Genomic DNA, 18,807 nt, shown 5'->3' with positions numbered 1-18,807 from the left:
CGTCAGCCGAATGAAGGGTTCCGTGATTGCGAATGCTGGCAGGAATTTAGCACGGTCGTTCGCAAACAACAACGACGGATGAGCTAGTCCGCGTACCCCGGATTGCGTCGATCGAGCCGGCGCAGCAGCCCGGGCCAGACGAGTGCGCCGGCCCCCATGCCGCGCGTCACCGCGGCGATCTGCTGCTTGATGCCGTCGAGAATCGGCTGTGCGATCGGCAACAGCGCGGTGCCGCCGGCCTGCGCGCGCACCTGGATCATGCAGGCCGCTTCGAAGAAGTACATCGCGACGAATGCGTCTGCCGGCGTCGCTCCGACGGTCAGCAGGCCGTGGTTGCGCAGCATCAGGTTCGTGTGGGCGCCGAGGTCGCGCACGAGGCGCGCCTTTTCGCCTTCGTTGAGCGCAATGCCCTCGTAGTCGTGATAGCCGAGCGACGCCAGCACGCCGAGCGACTGCTGCGACAGCGGCAGCAACCCGCCCGCCTGCGCCGACACGGCGACGCCGTTGATCGAATGCGTATGCATCACGCACAGCGCGTCGTCGCGGGCCGCGTGCACCGCGCTGTGGATGGTGAAGCCGGCCGGGTTGATCTCGTACGGCGATTCGGACACCTTGCGTCCTTCGAGATCCACCTTCACCAGCGACGATGCCGTGATCTCGTCGAACATCATGCCGTACGGGTTGATCAGGAAATGATGCTCCGGGCCGGGGATGCGCGCGGAAATATGGGTGAACACGAGATCGTCCCAGCCGAACAGCGCGGTGAGGCGGTAAGCCGCCGCCAGGTTGACTCGCGCGTCCCATTCGGTGGGGGAAACCGCCTGCTTCACGCTGACATCGGACGAGGCCATGTCGACACTCCTTGTTCAAGGATGGATGCGTACCGGGCCGCACGATACGGCCCGGCCCGGGGATTGCGTCACCCCGCCCGGGGCTTCGCGAGCTGATCGGCAACCGGCAGGCTGCGGATGCGCGTGCCGGTCGCCGCGAAGATCGCATTGGTCAGCGCGGGCGCGACGGGCGGCAGGCCCGGCTCGCCCACGCCGCCGAGCGGTGTCGCGAAATCGTCGGGCGCGACGAGATGCACGCGGATTTCACGCGGCGCCTCGTTCATTCTCAGCACCTGGAACCCGTTGAAGTTGCTCTGCTCCGGATGGCCGTCCTTGAACGTGATCTCGCCGTGCAGCGCGATGCCGAGCCCCATCACCACCGCTCCCTCGAGCTGCGAGCGTACGCGCTCCGGATTGACCTGCGGCCCGCAGTCGATCGCGATGTCGACCCGCGGCACCGTGATCTTGCCGTCGGCATCGACCTGCACCTCGCACACCGCCGCCGTATACGAGACGAAGCTGCGATGCGCGGCGATCCCGAGCCCGTGCCCCATCGGCAGCTTGCGCCCCCAGCCCGCCTCGCGCGCGACCGTCTCGACCACGCGCCGCAGCCGCCCGGTGTCGACCGGATACAGCGCCGGATCCTCGCCGTAGTTCACGTTTTTCACCGTGATGTGCGGCTCGAAACGCCGCGCGGGCCCGATCAGTTCGAGCAGGAAATCCTTCGGGTCGCGGCCGGCCGCGTGCGCCAGCTCCGACACGAAACTCTGGATTCCGAACGCATGCGGGATGTTGTAGACCGAGCGGAACCAGCCGATCCGCGTGTGCGCCTGCGCGGCCGGATTCTCGATCCGCACGTTCGGGATCGCGAACGGCAGGTCCGCGATCCCCTGCGCGAGCTCGCCCGGCTGCTCGTGCACGATGCCGGCCCTGAAGGTCGACTGGATCGACGGCGCAACCGTGCGATGCCGCCACGCGACCACTTTCCCCGACGCATCGATCCCGCCGTCGAACGCTTCGAGCGACACGGCATGGAAATAGTCGTGCGCGAGGTCGTCCTCGCGCGTGAACGTCAGCTTGACGGGCGCGCCGACCGCCTTCGACAGCAGCGCCGCCTCCACCACGTAGTCGGGCTTCGACTTGCGGCCGAAACCGCCGCCGAGCAGCGTCACGTTGACCGTCACGCGCTCGCCCGGCAACCCGAGCGCCTTCGCGACCTCGTCGCGTGTGGTCTGCGGCGCCTGCGTGCAGGTCCACACTTCGCATCGGCCGTCCGCCACGCGCGCGACGGCCGCGGGCGGCTCCATCGTCGCGTGCGCGAGATGCGGGATGTAGTAGGTCGCACGCACGCGTTTCGCCGCGCCGGCCAGCGCCGCCGCCGCGTCGCCGTCGTTGCGGATCACGTCGCCCGGTTGCGCGGCAGCCGCTTCAAGCGTCTTCCGATACGCGGCCGAGTCATAGTTCGCATTGGGCCCGTGCTTCCAGTCGATCTTCAGTTGCGCGCGCGCCTGGATCGCCGTCCACGTGTCGCGCGCGACGACGGCCACGCCGCCGAGCGGCTGGAAGCCGGACGGCAGCGGCGTCGGCGTGAGCGGCACGACCTTGACGACGCCCGGCAGCTTCTCCGCCGCCGACGCGTCGAACGACGCCACCGTGTCCCCGTAGGCCGGCGGGCGCGCGACGACCGCGTACAGCATGCCGTCGAGCCGCGTGTCGATCCCGTAGTGCGCGCGGCCGGCGACGATGTCGCGCCCGTCGATCAATGCCGTTTGGCCCTTGCCGATATAGCGGAATTCGGCTGGCGCTTTCAGCGGCACCGTTGCCGGATCGGGTGCCGGCAACGCGGCCGCTTTCGCCGCCAGTTCGCCGAAGCCGAGCTTGCGTCCGCTCTTCGTGTCGACGACCTCATGCACGGTTGCCTTGACCTGCCGCGCATCGACGCCCCACGCCGCGGCCGCAGCCTGTTCGAGCATCGTGCGCGCCGCCGCGCCCGCGCGACGCAACGCGGCGAAGCTCTGACGCAGGCTGCGCGACCCGTCTGTATTCTGGTTGCCGTAGCGCGGCTCGTCGCCGACGGCCTGTGCGACCTTCACGCGCGCCCAGTCCGCGCCCAGCTCGTCCGCCACCACGAGCGCGACGCTCGTGCGCACCCCCTGCCCCATCTCGGAGCGGATGCAGGTCACGGTGACCGTGCCATCGGGTGCGATCGCGACGAACAGGTGCGGATCGTCTCGCAACCCGTGCGGCATTCCCGCGCCGCCATAACGCGGATCTGCACTGACGGGCGGCTGGCTCGGCACGGCCGCGCGCACGAGCGACGGCACGCCGAACGCGAGCAGCAACCCGCCGGACGCGAAACCGAGCAGCAGCGCGCGACGGCTTTCGTTATGGACGGAGAGTTCGGGCGCGCTCATGCGGCACCTCCGCGGCGCACGGCCAGGCGGATCGCCGCGCGTATGCGCGTGTAGGTGCCGCAGCGGCAGATGTTGCCGGACATCGCATCGTCGATGTCGGCGTCGGTCGGATGGGGATTCGTCTTCAGCAACGACGCGGCCTGCATGATCTGCCCGGACTGGCAGTAGCCGCACTGCGCGACGTTCAGTTCCTGCCACGCCTGCTGCAGCGGATGGGTCAGATCGGTCGACAAGCCCTCGATCGTCGTCACGCGCTTGCCGGAAGCGGCCGCGACCGGGGTGATGCACGACCGGATCGCGACGCCGTCGACGTGCACGGTGCACGCGCCGCACAGTGCCATCCCGCAGCCGAACTTGGTGCCGGTGTGGCCGAGAACATCGCGCAGATACCAGAGCAACGGCATGTCGGGATTGCCGTCGAAGTGTTGCTCGCTACCGTTGACGGTCAGCGTGATCATCGTTCACCTCCTGGTTGCGATGCCCGCTTCGGGCAGGCATCGGGTGGGGATTCGAACGGCGCGGCGCACATTCCGAACAACCAGGCAGGGCGCCGTGTCGTAGGCCGCGTTGCCTGCAGGCACGGCCCGGCAGATGCTGCAAACGATGCTGCGGCCCGGTTGCCTGCGCAACATGGCAACGAATTCCCGGCCGCTCGCTCGTCCGCATGGATCGCCGATCCGCATTATCGAACCATTTCGGATTTGCCGTCGGATCGGGGGGATTCGGGCGTTTCAGGTAATCGGAGCGGGAAATTTGCCCGGAGATGGCGTGCCGCGACCGGTCACGCTTGCCGGAAAGGTGGGCTGGCGATTCAGGTTTCGACGTTTCGATGCACGGCCGCAGGTGGTTCGCTCTCGTTCTTGCACGGCGACTGGCCACGTTCGCCGGGCGCTGCGGTGCCGCGGTAGCAAAGCCGGATGACCAGACCCGCCCTGTGCAATCAGCCGGCCGAGAAACCGGAAATGATCGATCGCGCAAACGCAAACGTCCGGCCGGCCTCCCGGCCGGACCGGATCATCCCGCGATTGCAACGAGCGGTTCGGACGCTAGCGCGCCGCTATGGTCACCGCGACCTCAACGCCTGCAACCCCAGCGTGAGCGCGTTGAACGGCATTTCCGCAGCCCCCATCGAAAAGCTCGTCGCCTTCGTGGGTACGCCCGAATTCCGCATCAGCGCATGAACGATCCGCTCGCTCGCATGACCGTCGCCGTACGGATTGCTCGCGCGCGCCATCTCCCCGTAAGCGCTCTCGCTGTCGAACAGCCGCGACGCTTCCCACACGATCCGCTCCTGATCGGTACCGACGAGCCGCGCGGTACCGGCCTGGATCGCCTCGGGTCGCTCCGTCGTCTCGCGCGTGACGAGCACCGGCTTGCCCAACGCGGGTCCTTCTTCCTGAATGCCGCCCGAATCGGTGATGATGAAATGCGCACGCGACATCAGGAATACGAACGACAGATATTCCTGCGGCTCGATCAGGTAGATGTTCGGCAGGTTACCGAGCCGGGCGCGCGCCGGCTCCCGAACATTCGGATTCATGTGCAGCGGATAGACGAACTGGGCGTCGGGATAGCGCTTCGCGAGCGCGCACAGCGCATCGCAGAAATTCTGGAACGGCTCGCCGAAACTTTCGCGGCGATGGCCCGTGATCAGCACCATGCGCCGCGACGGCTCGAGAAACGGAAACTGTCCCGCGACCTTCTCCGTCAGCGCCGCCGTGCAGTCCAGCATGCGCTTGACCTCGTGCAGCGCATCGATCACGGTATTGCCGGTCAGCACGACCGCCGCGCCCGGCACGCCCTCGCTGAGCAGGTTGTCGCGTGCCTGCCCGGTCGGCGCGAAATGCCACGACGACACCGCGTCGGTCACGCGGCGGTTCAACTCCTCCGGCCACGGCGACCAGATGTCGCCGCTGCGCAAGCCGGCCTCCACATGCCCGACCGGCAAATAGCGGTAGAACGCCGCCAGACTGACCGCGAGCGTGGTCGTCGTATCGCCGTGCACCAGCACGACGTCCGGGCGCAACTCGTCGAAGACGACGCCGATTGCCTGCAGAATGCCAGTCGTCACGTCGGTCAGCGTCTGGCTTTGCCGCATCACGTTGAGATCGTAGTCGGGCTTGATGTCGAACAGCGTCAGCACCTGATCGAGCATTTCGCGGTGCTGCGCGGTCACGCATACCCTGGCGTCGACACCCGCCTGTGCTTTTAATGCACGCACCAGCGGTGCCATCTTGATGGCCTCCGGCCGAGTCCCGAACACAAGCAAAATCTTTTTCATCGTTATCCTCGTTGACCCATATCGCGCTGAATGCCCCTGCTCGCGGCGCGAAGCATGTATTCAGACGGCACCTTCCGTACTCGCACGCGATCGACACGCTGCAGTGTCGCGGAGCGAGCGCGCCGCCCTGTCCACGTGGTCTGCGCCACGCGAATCGTCGTACTACCGGCGTCTCATTGCACTTGATCAGTCACGTCATGAGTCGTTCCTCGCTTGGCCAGGCGTCACGTCCGTTCGTCACGTCCCCCTCCACTACAGCAATATTCAAACCAGTCGTACTGCGGCCGTGTCCGGTTCACACCGCATGCACCGTGCACACGCGGTGCACGATGAAATGTTTCACAACTGCTACGCGTGTCGCATCGCCGGTCAAGCGCGATACAGGCAAAAATCCGGGCAGTTTCATGGCCCCTTCAGCGGCGTCGTCCGACGAATCGCGGACGCGTGTCGCGCATTCGTTTCGCATCGGATCTCGCGGATCTGTCGAAGCGCGTTGCGTTTACTCGATCCGCCACTTTTGTCTGTGCAGCGGGCGGCGCAATCGGCCGCTCGGCCGCGATCCCGCACGAGGGATTTACCTGACATGCAACGTCGTTCACGTCGCACGAATCGATGCATGCGAAATGTTGCGAATGTGTAACGCTGATCCGAAACGGGGCGGATACATCGACGCGCGGCCAATGCAGCGCATGCGCCTGCATGAATCGCATCGGCACCCCGGCCGATGCGCACACAACGAACGACACCGCGCGCATCACCGCGCAAAGTCACGCTGCCGGCGCGGCACACGTTCGACAGACAATTCGCTGGACGCATCGAGCGTGCGGGCTGCAATCCCGGTCGCGCGCGGGCAATCGGCCTGCACGCGGGCTGATTCTTCGATGAATCAAAATCCGCCGCCGCTGTCCGCGCCACGCCCCCGGCCTCCGCCCCTGCTCCTTGCTGCGCGCGGCATCGCGGCCGATGGCTCACGCCTTGCTTAATGACAGTCAGGTGTACCTCGAAGCACGCGCCGGACAGCGGACGAACGGGGACGCCCAAGCAACGAAGCCGGGAGGAAACGCGACGCGTCCGCCGGGAGCGAAAAACAAGCGCTCCTGCGCACCGCGCGAGCCAACGTGTCCTGTTGCAATACGCGATCCGCGGGCCAGATTCAGGCTCCGATGCAGGGAACTGCCTCGTGGACGCATATCCCGGTACGAGCCTCGGGTTCACCCGCATCACCGTGAACCGAGCCGCAACGTCGACACGCTCGCCAGGCGCGACGCGGCCAACGCCGCGCCCGGCGACGATTGCACAGGACCCCGCGCAGGAGCCCAAGACATGAAACGGCCCGCGCTTTCCCCGACCGCACGCTCGCGCGTCGCGGCCACCATCGCGCTGTGCCGCCTGTGGCACGTCGCCTGCTGTCTCGCCGCGTGCGGCTTCGCACTGCACGCGAGCGCCGCCGAGCTCCGGCTCGAAGGGCTGTACCAGCGCACCGACGGTGCGATCACCGTGCGCCTGAACGGCGTCGGCATCGATCCGTATTTCGCGGCAAAAGCGCTGCTCGCCGCGTCCGACGCGCAACTCGACGCCCGTCAGGCCGCACTCGCGTGGATCGCATGGTTGCTGCCGCGCCAGCGCCCGGATGGCGGCTTCGATCGCTACTGCGTGAAGGACGGCCGCTACCGCTCATGTGCCGAAGCGGAAACCGACGACGCGATGACGGCGACCTGGATCGAATTGCTCGCCCGCTTCGCGCCGCCCGGCGGCTTGCCCGCCGCGTGGGAACTCAGCCTGAACCGCGCCGCCATGCATCTGGAGACGCTGCTCGACAAGCCCTCCGGCGTGTATCAGATCTCGTCTTCACTGCACGTCGCGCTGCTGATGGACAACGTCGAGGTACACAGCGCGTTCCAGGCACTCGCGGCGTACTACGTCCGGCGCGCCGACTACACGCATGCGGGCCCGTGGAGCCTGCGCGCCGACCAGCTTGCCTCCGCGATCCTGAAGGTGTTCTGGCGCGGCACGGCATCCGGTTTTCGCGCCAGCACGCAGCAGGTCAGCGATGCGAGTTTTTACCCGGCGAAGATCGCGCAGATCCTCCCGCTCCTGTCCGGTATTCAGGTTCCCGAACAATCCGGCGAGGTGATCTATGCACGGTGGATCCGGAAGTACGGCAGGAGCTGGCCGCAACTTGCCAACACCGACTACCCGTGGAGCCTGATCGCGCTGGTCGCGGTCAAGATGAACGATTGGAGCACGGTTGCCTGCTGGCAAGCGCGATCGGGGCCATACCGGCACGGCGCGCACTGGAACGTATTGGAAGAGTCGCTTTATCTGGCATTCGAAAGCCGGATGGCCGATCCCGTCATCCCCGCTCGATGCGGGCTCACGACGGCGGCGGCAACGGCAACCGCATCGCGCTGACGCAACGGCGCGTGCGGTCCATGATGACTAAACGGGAAGGAGGCGTGTCATGTGTGGCATCGTCGGCGCAGTCGCGCAACGGGACATCGTCCCGATTCTGATTGAAGGTTTGCGTCGCCTCGAATATCGCGGCTACGATTCATGCGGCGTGGCAACGGTCGTCGACGGCCAGGCCCGCCGCGAGCGCAGCGTGTCGCGCGTCGCCGATCTCGACGCGCACGTGCGCACCGCCGGCCTGACCGGCAGCACCGGCATCGCGCACACGCGCTGGGCGACGCACGGCGCGCCGGCCACCTGCAACGCGCATCCGATCTTCTCGCGCGACGAAATCGCGCTCGTGCACAACGGCATCATCGAGAACCACGAAACGTTGCGCAAGCAACTTTCCGACGCGCACTACGAATTCGACGGCCAGACCGACACCGAGGTCGTCGCACACCTGATCCACAGCAAGTATCGCGGCGACCTGCTCGCCGCCGTGCGCGCGGCAACGTCGCAACTTCACGGTGCGTACGCGATTGCGGTATTCAGCAAGCACGAGCCGCAGCGGCTGATCGGCGCACGGGTCGGCTCGCCGCTCGTCGTCGGCGTGACGGATGGCGAATGCTTTCTTGCGTCCGACGCGCTCGCGCTCGCCGGCATCACCGACCGCTTCATCTTTCTCGAGGAAGGCGACATCGTCGAGTTGACGCCGGGCGGCGTGCGCGTACTCGATCGCGGTGGCGCGCCGGTCGAGCGCGCGGTACAGACCATTTCGTCCGCGCAGGCCGCGGTCGAACTCGGGCCGTACCGGCATTTCATGCAGAAGGAGATATTCGAGCAGCCGCAGGCCGTAGCCGCGACCATCCCGGATGCCGGGCTGTTCGATCCGGCCGTATTCGGCCCCGACGCCGCGCGCGCGTTCGAGCAGATCGACAACGTGCTGATTCTCGCGTGCGGCACGAGTCACTATTCCGGCCTGACCGCGCGCCGCTGGCTCGAAACGATCGCGCGCGTGCCCGCCCAGGTCGAGATCGCGAGTGAATACCGTTACAGCGACGCGCTCGCAACGCCGAATACGCTGGTGGTGAGCGTGTCGCAATCCGGCGAGACCGCCGACACGCTCGCCGCGCTGAAGTATGCGCAGGCGCTCGGCCATATCGATACGCTGGCGATCTGCAACGTGCCGACCAGCGCGATGATGCGTCAGGCAGGCCTGCGCTTCCTGACGCGGGCCGGCCCGGAAATCGGCGTCGCGTCGACCAAGGCGTTCACGACGCAGCTCGTCGCGCTGTTCATTCTCGCCGTCACGCTCGGGCGGCTGCGCGGCTACGTCGACGATGCACAGCTCGCGCGCTACACGATGCAATTGCGGCGGCTGCCCGGCGCGCTCGAGGACGTACTTGGGCTCGAGCCGCAGATCGAGCGCTGGGCGGGGGAATTCTCGCAGCATGAAAATGCGCTGTTCCTCGGGCGCGGGCTGCACTACCCGATCGCGCTCGAAGGTGCGTTGAAGCTGAAGGAGATTTCGTACATCCATGCGGAGGCGTATCCCGCGGGTGAGCTCAAGCACGGGCCGCTCGCGCTCGTGACGCACACGATGCCCGTCGCGACGATCGCGCCGAACGATGCGCTGCTCGAGAAGCTGAAGTCGAACATGCAGGAAGTGCGGGCACGCGGCGGGCAGCTTTACGTGTTCGCCGACGCAGATACGCGGATCGACAACAGCGAAGGCGTGTCGGTGCTGCGAATGCCGGATTACTACGGGTTGTTGTCGCCGATCCTGCACGTCGTGCCGCTGCAGTTGCTCGCGTATCACGCGGCGTGTCTGCGTGGCGCGGATATCGACAAGCCGAGGAATCTGGCGAAATCGGTTACGGTGGAGTGAGGGGTAACCAGCGCGTGCATCCGGTTACAGGGCTGGCACCCGTGATTCTGTTGGAGCAACGCGAACGGGCTTGCTTGCGCGATATGCCGGGTTACGCGGTGCCCCGATTGCCGGCTCGCGCCGACGAACAGCGTTGTCTTGAGCGACAGATCCACGCGAGCCGACAAGAGCTTCCTGAAATTCGCGATCTCGACGAATTCGATATGCATTTCGCACCATCCCCTTTGCATGTAATTTTTGTAGCGTTAACCGAAGCATGACGCAACTGATAGCTGGGGCGAGGCCTCGGAATCAGTTCAGTTGCAGTTCTCGCCCCAGGTCAACGTCTCGTATTGAACCCAGGGGACATTTGAAGCCAAGAATCGAGCGACTACATCCAGTGGTGGATTCAACCGGTCGATGCAACACACTTGAGGCTGCGTAGCAGGTTATCGTGCCTCGCATCGCGACCGCGCCTACGCGAGTGAAGTCATGTCCCGATTCACGGCGGAATTCATACCAGACGAGCATATGCGACATCGGGCTTGCGACGTGTACGTGTCGGAGAAGTACCTTGGCTCATTGTCTTCAGAACTGAGCGGTCACCTGAAAACCGAGCGTCACACGTGCCGTCGGAAAACCCGACGGCTTGTAGACAGGCGTACCCGCGAAGAGATCGTACGCATAGGAGCCGAATCGCGTGCCGACACTCCCCTTCACGCCGATCACAGCACCCGCCAGTTGCGTGCCGACGAGTGCGATCGGCTGCGGCCCCCATACGCGGCCATAATCGAGCCCCGCATAGAGCGCCTGCCCCGTCTGCCCGATCGGCGCCTGCAATTCGTTGCGCCAGTAGAAGCCGCGTGCCGCCGCGAGCATCGTCTCGCCATCGAAGCCGCGCACCGTATAGCGACTGCCAATCGTCAAGTCGTCGATGTAGTAAAGCGTGTTTCCGGTGTACTGGCCGTGGAATGTGCCGACATAGCGGAATGGCTGCTTACCGATGGCAAACGGTACCGACAAGTTCGCGTCGAGCACCGCCATCTTGAAGCGATAGGTCGGCCCGCCACCCGCCGCCAACGTATCGTCCTGGGCGCCCAATCCACCGACACCTTGACGATATGCAAGCGAGCCGTCGAACTGCGCGCCGCCGAAGTAGTGGCGATCAGTCAGGCCGAGTTCGATCATCGTGTTATTGCGGCGCTGCTGCGAGATCTCGGTGTCTTCGATAAAGCTTTGTCCAAAACGGCGCGACAGGCGAGCGTAGGCGCCGAATACATCGTTCTGACTACGCGACAGCACGCGGGCCAGTTTGAAATCGACCGTCTTTGAATTGCCGCTCGCGACGAATGTCTGATTCACGCCAGCAATCTGCTGGTAGTACGTGTTCGTGTAAGCGGACAGCGTGGCCGTCCAGTAGCCCCACGGGATCGAATAGAAGCCGTTCCAGCCGTGCGAGCCGAGGCGCTTGTCGCCGAACTCAAGATCCTGGCTCAGGCCAATGTTGAAGAGGTCGTTCAATCCGAGTGGGTTGTCGATGCCGAGCGACAAGTTGCCCTGCAAGCGGCCGGTCGCGCGCGTACCCGAGTTGTCAATCGAGGCGACGACCGTCCACGGCTTGCCGCGCTTCACGTCGAGCACGACGTCGCTCTCGCCCGGCACGTTGGCCGGCACGATCTCCATCGACACGTCCTGGCTCGACACGCGCTTCATCTGCTCGAGGCCCTGTTCGAGATCGCGCAAGTTCAGCAGTTCGCCGTCACGTGTCGGGAAGGCAGTTTTCCACGTACCGCGCAGTTTTTCATCGGCGAAGCGCACATGGCGGATGACACCGGGGATCAGCGAGAGCTTCAGCGTGCTGGTGGAGAGATCCTGTTCGGGCAGCAGCAGGCGCGTCGTCACGTACCCACGCGCCAGGATGGCTTGCGACAGGCCATTGACAAGGACGTCGAGGCCTTGTTTGCCGACGCACTGGCCGGCGTAGTGCTCGAGCCATTCCCGCGCGAAGGCGAATCGATCCATCGGCAACACCGACGCGCCTTGCGATTTCAGGGAAGCAGGCAGCGCATCGGGTACGTCGAGTGCGAAACGCTCGATCCGAAAGCAGGGCATCTCCGACGGCAGCGTCGGATACCCAGCGCTTGCCGCCACGTTCGATCGTACCCCAGGCGCGGTGACGGTTCGCTCGCGCTCACGTGCCTCTTCTTGCTGTCGGGTTTGCTGGTCATTGCCCGGAACGGTCAGGCGCGGCGCTTCCTGTGCGGACACATTGGTCGCGATAAGCAACAGCGCTGCCGCAGCAGAATTCCCCCGGCGAATAGTTCTCATGTGTTTTCTAGGTATGTGATCGTGGACTACGGCTGGATCGCGAGTGCTATCGAAGCGTCACTTTCGGTCAATTGCCGGCCATCCCGCAAACGCGAAAATCCAAATCGCAGCAAGATTCACACCGGGAATCAACAGCGCAAGCACCCACCAGCCGGAATGCCCGGTTCGACGCAAAATTCGAGCATATGGATAAAGAAACAGGCCATAAAAAATGGGTAACACCATGAGAGCCAATGGCCCCCAACTCGCGAACGACGTCATCACTTGGTTCATTGCTATACCTTCTATTGGAATTCAGATTCGCCCAAACAACCGAGCGAACAAGCCACGCTTCTCGACATTGGCTGACGGAGGCGGTTGCCGCACGCCCCCTAGATCCGGCATTTCCTCACGGCGGAGCCGCGCGAGCGCAGCCTCCAGCACCGGATCTGTATAGAACGGAATCGCGGCCTGGAGGCGTGCGTAAGTCGGTTGCATCAGCGGATGATCGATGAGGGGATTCTCAAGCCCTCGAATCTCGCGCAGTCGCTGCCAAGCCAATATCAGCGCCGGGAAACGTGTCAGAAGATGGCTGTTGCTGAATTCGTACCATTGCTTGCCTCTAGTTCGATGCGTGTAGAAGTCACACAACCACTGGATGTGCTCTTGCATCGGCAAGAGATCGGCTCCGCGCCAGTGAACGAACAGTTCGTTTAGTACCGGCTGGTTCAAAGAATGAGGCGTGTCTTCATCAGGATCGCTCCAGGCATCGAACGGAATATCCCAGTGGTCAAAGCAGATTCGCAGCAACCAGTGATAAAGCGGGTAATGCCCCGTGTCAAAGTACCGCTGTCTCTCATAAAGAATCTTGATTTCGTCGGTTAGCATTTTCGCTTCATCGATCCAGCCCATACACAGGCAGGTAGACAAGGTCTCAATCGCTTGATTGAACGATGCTCGAAAATCGGTTCGAGTGGAATCGATCTGCTTATACTGTTCAATTCTTGTGCGCCAGTACTGGTAGCCGAAACTTTCTGCCAGCAATCCTTTCCATTCCGGCTCTTCATCGGAAGAAAACATGAGCCTTACGGCTTCGGATTTTTCCTTCTCAGCGCAGACCAGTGACGTACTAACCCCGTGAGAAAGGTATTTTGCGGGAGAAGTCCCGGATACATCCGTAAATGGATTTTCACCACGTGCATATGCTTCCAGGTCCCGCCGGCGCGGTTCCCATATGTTCTGTCGCAACTGCTCCCAGCTCTTCTCAATTCCGGACAGAAGTTGATCTTCGGTCTCCCAACGCGGATAGATACCAAGGCGTTTCATTCACTTTTCTCACGGTGCGGGCGGCCAAGGCAAAAGGCCGGCGGTCACTGAACCTGTTGACCCTGGGCGAGGAATTCGGACCTGCATGACATTGTGGCTAACCGCGTACCCTTCGTCTTGCGCTTGACCAATCCGGTTCGCAAGGGCCTGCATGTCGCCTGGGAGTTGCTGCTTATTCAGGACCCCAGTCGATGCTTGAGCAACCCAGTCATTGAATCGATTGGTGAGATTATCCTCTGGCGTTATCGGAATCCGATCACCGGTCACAGTTTTCACCTCGACATGATAAATCGTCCTGGTTTGCTGATCGATATAGACCAGATCAATACCGTGTCCGGACGCGTTCTGGATGGGTACGAAGTCCTGACCGGACGCCTCCTTCATCAGTTGAGACGATAACTGCTCCCCAAGGCGCCCATCGTTGCGCCAAATATTCGTCAACGTTGGCAGTTGATCCGCCGTGAAGCGATAGCTACCCGCCATATCGGCCATCGTGCCGGTCACAAGTGGCGGTGCCCGACGTGCGAGTGTTTCAAGCGCACCGGCGGTCACATCCAGTCCTACTCGACCAAGAGCTGCACTCGCGTCGACCGCGCCCTTAGCAGCGGTGACGACGCTGGTAGCTTGCCACAAGAGATTGCCTAAATCGCGCCCGAGCTGCTCGGCATTCGCGTCGCCACCGACTGTCAGCGCGTTGTCCATGCTGGCGATCCGCGTCTTCAATGAAGAGACGATCTGATCACCAAGTGCAGCGCGCACCTGGGGATCGTCGACCAGCGCCTGCAGCCCCTTCAATGCAGCGACGGGATCAGATGCGAAACGCACGAGCCCGGCAGCGTCAATGACGGCGGCCTCGTTCAAGCCTTTCCACACGCCCCCAGCCGTAAGCAAATCTTGCTTTCCGCTGACTGCGAACCACTTCGCATTGGTCTGCAACTGGCATCCCAGGTTGCCGTTACAGGCAACCAGATCCTTTTGCATCTGAACGCGCTGTTCGGTCGCAAGCCAATTGTTCTGCGCGGCTGCGGTCGCGCTGGTTGTCGTCGTGGCCGCTCCCGAGGCGCCGCCCACGCCGGACTCTGCCGCCACGCCGGCCACGATGGACGAAATCAGATTTTGTTTCGCTTCCTTCTCCTGCTCGGTCATGTCAGGAGTCGGGGGCGCAAACAGATTCGTCAGCAGACTGGATGCCGCCGCGCCCATCGCGCCGGCGCCGCAGCTTTGGCTGCTAGCGGCCGCACCTGCACATCCAACAATCGCGTGCAGCGCAGCGTGCAGCGGGCTACCTTCCGTCACCGTGCCATTTTCGACCAGCTTGCCGATGTACGACGCGCCTTGCTGCTGCAGGTAATTCACCACGCCGGCCTGCGCAAACTGGCCGGCGCCACCGGTCACGTTGCCGCCCGCAGCTGCGGTCAGTGCGGACAGCACTTGCCTGTACGTACCGCCTGGGCCCCATTCCGCCGTCAACTGGTCGGCCTGCTGCTGCGCCTGCAATCGTTGCTCAGGCGTCAAATTTGGATTCTTGGCGGCAGCCTGTGCCGCGTCCGCTTCCTTCAATCGATTGTCGACGAAGGTTCCGACCTGATTGATAAACTGACTCGTGATGTCGAACCCGGCCTGAATCTTGTCCTTGTCGAAGATCGGCGCGAGCGCGCTGCTCGTGTTCGACGTGTCGCGATTGATGTTCGCTACCGCTTCGGCGGCAGTTTCGCCCGTCAGTTGCTGCTGCTTCGCGCCATCAGCAATCGTGACCGTACCACCGCTCACACCGCTCTTTGTGGTCGAGCTCGCATCACCCGATGCGCCCATCACCACCGGTGGCGCAACTGATACCCCGCCCTTACTCGGCACACTGGTCCCAGGCACCGGATTCACGTTATCCGCTGTACCTTTCTGATCCTTGCCGATGGTGCCACCATAGCCACCCGAGAGCCCGACCGACTATGCGTCGTACGATGCGTGGTTCTCGATGTCGCTATGGGTGAGGGTGCCGGTCGTCAGTTTGTTCAGATTGTCCTGCACGGCCTTGTCGCTGCTCGCGATCACACCGCCCTTGAGATCAGTATTGCCCTTCACGTCGACCTGGAAGCCGCCATCACCCGCCTTGATCCCCGATTGCTCGATCACGCTTGCGTAATCGCTGTTCATCTTGGTCTGGCCGACGCTGCCCGCCACGCTCGACTTCCCGGCGCAAAGCGGTGGCGCACACACGCTCGCCGAAATACCGGCGCTTTGCTGCTTCGAATCGTAGTGATCCTTGTCCTGCAGGCTCTCGATGTTCAGGTTACCGCCGACATCGGTAACCACCTGTTTGCCTGACACGACCGCGCCCTTCAGAATCGTATCGCCGCCCGACTGAATTGCAAGCTGGTTGCCCGCGGTCACGTGCGTATTCGTCCACGTCGACGAATCTCCATCCGCGTTGCCTCGATTGCCGGCAACGCCCGCCGTGAAGGCTATCCCCGACTTATCGCCAACGGTGAACGACACGCCCACCGAGGCGCTCGACCCGCTGTTCGTGCTGTGCTGGCTACTGGTATTTTCCGCCGCCTGCAGGTTCACATTGCCTTCGGCGGCCAACTTCGCGTTGTTACCCGCCAAAATCGTGCTGCCGATCACGTCGATATTGCTGTCCTTGCCGGCACCAGCGGCTGCGATCGTCACGTTGCGGCCCGCCGACACAGTACTCCCCACCGCCGTGCTCGACTGTGCGTGCATCTGACTGTCGCTCTTGCTCGCGCCAACCGATACGTTGATCCCGACGCTTGTCGCGGCTTTCACCGGATCCCCGCCCATCTGCTTCAGCGAGTCATAGGTGTTCTTCGCCGCAAGACCCGTCGTAGCCGCTGCCAGCGCGATCAGGCGTGGATCACCACCCACGTTTTGCGCAGCGTTCGTCATCTGCCTGCCAGTCTGTACCGCCGCGACCACCGGATTCGTCACGCCCACCGTCACGCCGGCCTGACGGAACTGCTGTTGCTCTGCGAAGCTGGATGTATCCGTCGCGGCGTCGATCTTGACCGTCTTGCCGGCCAAATTCACGTCATTGCCCGCATGCAGGATGCTTCCGGTCGCGTGCAGATCGTTACCCGCACTCACGGTCAGGTTGCCATTCAGCGCGCCGATCGCGCTACCGTTGTTCGTGACCGATGAAGACTGCTGCTTGTCGGAGTTCGAACGCGAGCCGACGGATACCGACAAGCCGCCGTTCGACATGAGGCCGGTTTCCTTCTTGTCGAAATAGGTCGACGATTGGATCGTGTCCTGCGCGGTCTTGACGTTCACGTCCCGCGCAGCCGACAGCGACACATCGTTTGTACCGACGATATTGCTGCCCGTCACATTGATGTCCCGGCCGCTCGTGACCGTCACACCATCCGCCGAAATCGTGCTGCCCTGGCTATAAGTCGCGGTCTGATCGATTCCGCTCGCGATCTTTGCTCCGCTGACAACATTGCTGTGGCTGTGGGTCTCGTGCGAGTTCAACTCGTGCGTCTCGGTTGCCGCGCCGACATTCACGTCGCCAGACGCCAGCAGGTTCGCGTTGCCCTTGTCGAGGCTGATCGCGCTGCCGGAAAGAGTAATGTCCTTGCCCGACACGATGTTCACCGTGTCGCCGCCCTTGAGCGTCGTGCCGGTCAACGCCTGATCGGACGTATGCAGCGTCTCCGCATAACTGCTGTGACTGTCGCTGCCCGAGCTGTTGCTGTTCACCGTCGATGTCGTGCTCGCCGCGCCGAGCGTTACGTTGCCCTTGGCCGCAAGCGTGCCGCCCTTGCCGAGGTCGATTTGTGCGCCCTTGGCCGTCAGATCACCACCCACGACGACGTTCGACTGCCCACCGACCGTCACCGAGCTACCGGTGACCTTGTTGATGTCGGTATTCGACACGCCGTTCGCCCGCTGCACGATCTTGTGCTCGCCCGTCTGCACCGCACCGAGATTCCAGTTGCCGCCGATCTTCATCCCGAGATTGCCGCCGACCGACAGGTTGCCCGCGTTCTGCTGGAAGTTGCCACCTGTCGTAATCGACGCATCACCCGCGACATCCAGCTTCGCAGTCGGCCCGAGCGTCGTCACCACGCTCGTCGCGCCGTCCCGACTCACGCGCGCATTCGTCTTCGTCGCCGTGTCCAGAATCAAGTCCTTGCCGGCATCAAGCTGAAGGCTGCCCGCCTTCACGTTCGCCGACGTCAGATCGATGTTGTTCTCTGTCTTCAGAGACATCAGCCCACCGCTTTGCAGCGCGCCGAATGCGTTGTCGATCTGCTTGCCCTGGATTGCCAGCGTGTTGTCCGCCTTGATCGTGCCACTGTTCGTGAACGACTGCGCGTTCTGGAAATCGATGTTCGTTGCGCTGATCAGCGGGCCGTCGATGTTCTGCTGGCTGGCCTTCGCGAGATACACGACGGGCACCAACACCGACTGACCGTCGACCACACGCGTTTCCATCATGATTACGTTGCTGGTCAGCTTCGATACCTGATCGGCAGACAGGCGCGCGCCGATCGGAAGATCAAGCGACTTCGACAGGCTCGCACCGGCCGCCATCAACGACTGGTACATCGTCTCCAGGTCGGCGTACGGCCCGAGTACCGCCTTGCCGGTCAACGATGTGACTTCGTTGCGCACGAGCTGCTGCTCGTAGAAGCCGTCACCGAGTCGCTTCGGAATATGCGTGAGATCGACGCCGAGCTGGCCGAAAAAGTAGTCGCTCGAAATGAAATTCTTCTGGTTCGTGAACGCAGGGTTCGTCTCGATTACGTAGCTCGCGTTCGGCGCGGTAGTCGGCTTGAACAATCCGCCCTGCGGAATGGCGAGATTGTTCAGCACGTTCAGCGCCGTCGCGCTGGCGATGATCGGGTCGACCGGCGCCGACGGGCCGCCGTGCACGGACGACGCCCCCGATTTCGCACCGCTCGCGTTCCCACTCAGATTGGTAGGCGTGAGACCCGGCACCGACTGCCCCGGCAGCAGGCCGAGCGACGGGATCGATGCGTTGCCCGCCGAGTTGTTGACACTCACTCCAGTACCGGAAATCGTGCCGTTCGAATTCAACGTCGCATCGTAACGCGGCAGCTTGTAGTCTTTGATCGATGCTGGCGCCGCCTGCGTGTAGCCACCCGGCCGAGAGCCGACAAACGGCGCATTGCCGAACGGAAGCTTCCAGTCATATTCGGAATTATCGTAATTGTTGTAGTGATATTGCCCCGAGTAGGAAACCGACACGCCCGGCAGTTTCTGACCGGACGCCGCCCAGCCGTCGGCATCGTAGCGGGCTGGCATCTTGATGTCGCCGACCGCCGCGATGTTGCTCCAGTAGTTCTGCAGCGTACCGACCGAAGAGGCGTCGATCTTGCCGCCCGACACGATCTGGGCAGCCGGGCT

The 18,807-nt window shown here is 63.4% G+C and carries 11 protein-coding genes and 1 pseudogene; 3 read left to right on the top strand and 9 right to left on the bottom strand.

Annotated features, from left to right (window positions below; genetic code table 11):
* Window positions 1–83: 83 nt before the first annotated feature.
* The 4 genes from ACTJLD_RS37675 to wecB form a co-directional block, all read right to left on the bottom strand.
* Window positions 84–851 (bottom strand): class II aldolase/adducin family protein, encoded by a 768-nt coding sequence (locus tag ACTJLD_RS37675; RefSeq protein WP_119336622.1) that lies wholly within the window; start codon window positions 849–851, stop codon window positions 84–86.
* Window positions 852–919: 68 nt separating this feature from the next.
* Window positions 920–3,244 carry a molybdopterin cofactor-binding domain-containing protein gene (locus ACTJLD_RS37670; protein WP_440661304.1) on the bottom strand — a complete coding sequence of 775 codons (2,325 nt, stop codon included), beginning with the start codon at window positions 3,242–3,244 and terminating at the stop codon, window positions 920–922.
* Window positions 3,241–3,702 carry a (2Fe-2S)-binding protein gene (locus tag ACTJLD_RS37665; RefSeq protein WP_021157241.1) on the bottom strand — a complete coding sequence of 154 codons (462 nt, stop codon included), beginning with the start codon at window positions 3,700–3,702 and terminating at the stop codon, window positions 3,241–3,243. The genes ACTJLD_RS37670 and ACTJLD_RS37665 overlap by 4 nt, the downstream gene beginning before the upstream one ends.
* Window positions 3,703–4,307: 605 nt before the next feature.
* The gene (gene wecB / locus ACTJLD_RS37660; protein ID WP_119336624.1) at window positions 4,308–5,525 is read right to left on the bottom strand and encodes a non-hydrolyzing UDP-N-acetylglucosamine 2-epimerase; all 1,218 of its coding nucleotides are present in this window, start codon (window positions 5,523–5,525) and stop codon (window positions 4,308–4,310) included.
* Between the two features lie 1,323 nt (window positions 5,526–6,848).
* On the opposite strand from wecB, the gene ACTJLD_RS37655 reads away from it, so the two are divergent.
* The 3 genes and pseudogenes from ACTJLD_RS37655 to ACTJLD_RS37645 form a co-directional block, all read left to right on the top strand.
* Complete coding sequence (locus ACTJLD_RS37655; protein ID WP_124535621.1) at window positions 6,849–7,937, top strand: hypothetical protein; 1,089 nt, start codon at window positions 6,849–6,851, stop codon at window positions 7,935–7,937.
* A gap of 49 nt (window positions 7,938–7,986) precedes the next feature.
* Window positions 7,987–9,804, top strand: a complete 1,818-nt coding sequence (gene glmS, locus ACTJLD_RS37650) for a glutamine--fructose-6-phosphate transaminase (isomerizing) (RefSeq protein ID WP_059695619.1) — start codon at window positions 7,987–7,989, stop codon at window positions 9,802–9,804.
* Window positions 9,805–9,809: 5 nt separating this feature from the next.
* A pseudogene (locus tag ACTJLD_RS37645) lies at window positions 9,810–9,992 on the top strand (IS21 family transposase); the annotation flags it as partial.
* A 379-nt stretch (window positions 9,993–10,371) separates the two neighbouring features.
* On the opposite strand, the gene ACTJLD_RS37640 reads toward ACTJLD_RS37645, so the two are convergent.
* The 5 genes from ACTJLD_RS37640 to ACTJLD_RS37620 all read right to left on the bottom strand — a co-directional run.
* Window positions 10,372–12,111 carry a ShlB/FhaC/HecB family hemolysin secretion/activation protein gene (locus ACTJLD_RS37640; protein WP_440661301.1) on the bottom strand — a complete coding sequence of 580 codons (1,740 nt, stop codon included), beginning with the start codon at window positions 12,109–12,111 and terminating at the stop codon, window positions 10,372–10,374.
* A 57-nt stretch (window positions 12,112–12,168) separates the two neighbouring features.
* Window positions 12,169–12,384: a hypothetical protein gene (locus ACTJLD_RS37635; protein ID WP_371090928.1), complete on the bottom strand. Its 216-nt coding sequence runs from the start codon at window positions 12,382–12,384 to the stop codon at window positions 12,169–12,171.
* Window positions 12,385–12,405: 21 nt separating this feature from the next.
* Window positions 12,406–13,416, bottom strand: a complete 1,011-nt coding sequence (locus ACTJLD_RS37630; RefSeq protein ID WP_440661299.1) for a hypothetical protein — start codon at window positions 13,414–13,416, stop codon at window positions 12,406–12,408.
* 9 nt (window positions 13,417–13,425) lie between these two features.
* Entirely contained in the window at window positions 13,426–15,186 is a 1,761-nt protein-coding gene (locus ACTJLD_RS37625; RefSeq protein ID WP_440661297.1) for a DUF637 domain-containing protein, read from the bottom strand.
* A gap of 174 nt (window positions 15,187–15,360) precedes the next feature.
* Window positions 15,361–18,807 (bottom strand): hemagglutinin repeat-containing protein (locus tag ACTJLD_RS37620; protein ID WP_440661296.1); only part of this gene is annotated, 3,447 nt, incomplete at its 5' end.

Origin of the sequence: Burkholderia sp. 22088 (assembly GCF_052045915.1) — a bacterium.
Taxonomy (GTDB): Bacteria; Pseudomonadota; Gammaproteobacteria; order Burkholderiales; family Burkholderiaceae; genus Burkholderia; species Burkholderia cepacia.
This window is presented reverse-complemented; position numbering and strand designations above follow the sequence as displayed.